Origin of the sequence: Myxococcus xanthus, assembly GCF_013116825.1 — a bacterium.
In the GTDB taxonomy this organism is placed as follows: Bacteria; Myxococcota; Myxococcia; order Myxococcales; family Myxococcaceae; genus Myxococcus; species Myxococcus xanthus_B.
Genome location: NZ_JABFNS010000288.1, coordinates 1 through 1,311 on the forward strand (window position 1 = coordinate 1; position 1,311 = coordinate 1,311).

Sequence of the window (1,311 nt, forward strand, 5' to 3'; positions counted from 1 at the left end):
CCCCTCACCTTCGCCCCGCCGCCCGCCGCGGACGCGTCCGCCGGGAAGAAGGGCGGCAAGGCCGCGAAGGAGGACCTGGAGGCCACCGTCAAGGAGCGCATCGCCCCGCGCAAGCGCGCCCCCGCGGAGGACGCCCTGGGCTCGCCCGCCGACTTCGTCGAGGAGCCCGCCTTCTCGCGCAAGGACCTGCCGCGCCCCCGGGGCCGCTTCACCCGCGTGGAGGCGCCGCGCGCGTCCTTCATGGAGCTGACGCGCCTGACCGGCAAGCCCATCGTGGAGGCCGCCATGGAGGCCGCCGACCACCGCTTCGCGCTGCTGCGGGCCCTCTCCCAGCGCTTCAATGGCGCGCGGGGCGAGCTGACGCAGGTGGAGCTGGAGAACGTGCTCCGGGACCACGCGCTGATGGATGCGATGGTGGAGAAGGAGCGCCGCCAGGTGCTGGACGGCTTCACCACCCAGCGGGGCGCCGCCGGCCGCGTGGCCTGGGCCCTGGGCCTGAGCCCGTCGGAGCTGCAGCGACTGGTCTCTGCCCTGTCGTTGACGGAGGACGTGGAGGCCCTGCGCGAGCGCTTCCGCCGCGAGGCCCTGGCCACGCCCCACCTGACGCACCGGTTGGACCTGCTCGGGCGCGAGAAGTACCTGACCGACCTGGGCATCCAGAAGAAGTTCGCCGACACGCTCCGCAAGGAACTGGAGCGGCTCGTCGGCGACGTCCTGCACGATGCCGGAGACCTGCACGAACTGGCGGATGCCGTTGCCCGCAAGCACGGCGCCCCGTCCGAGCTCGTCTTCCGCGCCTTCGAGCGATTGGGACTGGCGGACGGACTGCGAAAGCAGCTGCTGGCCAGCTCCCGCTGACTCAACACCCTGACGAGGCACTGAGAGCCATGCCCATCTACGAGTACTCCTGCCAGAGCTGTGGAAAGATGATCGACGTGCTGCAGAAGATCTCCGACCCCGCCCCTGCCACGTGCAGCGCGTGCGGCGCCGAGGGGTCGATGACCAAGGTCGTCAGCCGCTCGAGCTTCGTCCTCAAGGGCGGAGGCTGGTACTCCGACCTGTACAGCTCCACCAAGAAGGACGGCGGCAGCTCCTCGTCGAGCAGCAGCGCCTCCTCGTCGTCGAGCGCGTCCTCGCCGGCCAGCAGCGCGCCCAGCACGCCCGCTCCGGCCCCCGCGCCGGCGGCCTCGGGCGATAAGAACTAGCCCCCCGGCCCGCGCCCACCCGGGCCGGGCCCGCCGAAAATTCGCTCCGGGCATGGGAGCGGCGCACACTCACGCCCCGTGCCCTTCCCCCCCTCCAAGTGTCCTC

1 protein-coding gene and 1 pseudogene are annotated in these 1,311 nt (G+C 72.0%); both read left to right on the forward strand.

The window, feature by feature from the left end; all coding sequences use genetic code 11:
* Positions 1–858 (forward strand): annotated as a pseudogene (locus tag HNV26_RS37330) (hypothetical protein); the annotation flags it as partial.
* A 29-nt stretch (positions 859–887) separates the two neighbouring features.
* Positions 888–1,205 carry an FmdB family zinc ribbon protein gene (locus tag HNV26_RS37335; protein WP_171443753.1) on the forward strand — a complete coding sequence of 106 codons (318 nt, stop codon included), beginning with the start codon at positions 888–890 and terminating at the stop codon, positions 1,203–1,205.
* Positions 1,206–1,311 lie beyond the last annotated feature (106 nt).

What these genes read in the sequence shown, in the direction of transcription:
- HNV26_RS37335 (WP_171443753.1), top strand. Translation starts at nt 888, where the DNA reads ATGCCCATCTACGAGTACTCCTGCCAGAGCTGTGGAAAGATGATCGAC.